1 protein-coding gene and 1 pseudogene are annotated in these 1,047 nt (G+C 55.6%); both read left to right on the forward strand.

The features are described from left to right. Positions 1-31 precede the first annotated feature (31 nt). Positions 32-520: a hypothetical protein gene (locus tag GY937_04720; protein ID MCP5056014.1), complete on the forward strand. Its 489-nt coding sequence runs from the start codon at positions 32-34 to the stop codon at positions 518-520. A 401-nt stretch (positions 521-921) separates the two neighbouring features. Beyond that, positions 922-1,005 (forward strand): annotated as a pseudogene (locus GY937_04725) (30S ribosomal protein S16). Positions 1,006-1,047: the final 42 nt, after the last annotated feature.

A 1,047-nucleotide genomic window follows, 5' to 3' on the forward strand; every position in this document is an offset into this window, starting at 1 on the left:
ACACGATGGGGTAGATGATTACACACAATTAGTGGCTCGGGACTCGATCTACTTCACTAAGATCTCAGGTAAAGCTACAGGTTTACTCTGTTTCCGTAAGACAGTAGCCAATGCTTCTGGACTAAATCGTTTAGTTTCCTACGAATCAGCTGCTGATGACGGGCTGTACATAGGTATAACTGCCGCTGATGTGGTAGGTGTCTATGCAGGTGACGGTACAACTGTCACCGCTGTAGCAGCTGCTACCTACTCTACGTCTGATATTGAGGTGGTCGGGTTTGGGGTCAATGATGGGTCTCTATACGGGTACCAGCACGGGACTGGCTACTCCGCAGCCACTGCGCTATCTGGTATCACAGCAGACCCTACCTTTGGTGTAGGACGTATCGGTTGTCAAGCCTTCGCCGTAGATAATGCTGAAGATTTTGATCTATACGATTACATAGTTATACCTGATGTGTACTTGGAAGAGTGGGAAGCTGACACTCTCGCTGCCCACCTCAAGACCGGAGACTTCTGATCATGGAACTTAAGCTCACCACCGCTCAGTACGCCCAGCTTCAGGCCAAGACCGAAGCAGCGGACGGTGTCCTCATTGCAGATCTGCCTGAGCGTGTCTCCTTCGGCGAACCAGCCCCGGTCTACAACGCAGCTGGCACCACCATTACTGGATACGTGGTCAGCGACTCCCGTCTTACCCCCACAGACGCCATCGTCACCTTCACTGCTATGGCAGAGGACACTGACGGGGAGGAGCGCACCAAGCACAGGGGCAACAAGGGTCAGAAGCGAGCAGCACGTCGAGCTGAGCTACGTGAGCGGGCCAGCGAGGGGCTTGCTGACCTGGCCGCCTATGACTATGAGACCAAGGGTCCACTAACCACGCCCAAGCTCCGGGCCATGGTTAAGAAGTCTCGGGACAAGCGCAAGGCCGAAGCCGCCCAACGCCGTGCCGATGAAGAGGCAGCCAGGCGTGCAGCCGAAGAGGCTGAGCGGGCAGCCGAAGGACATGAGCCAGTCGTTCCCCCTGCGTAACCCCTGTCTGAG

The sequence above is a fragment of the bacterium genome, from assembly GCA_024228115.1.
Taxonomy (GTDB): Bacteria; Myxococcota_A; UBA9160; order UBA9160; family UBA6930.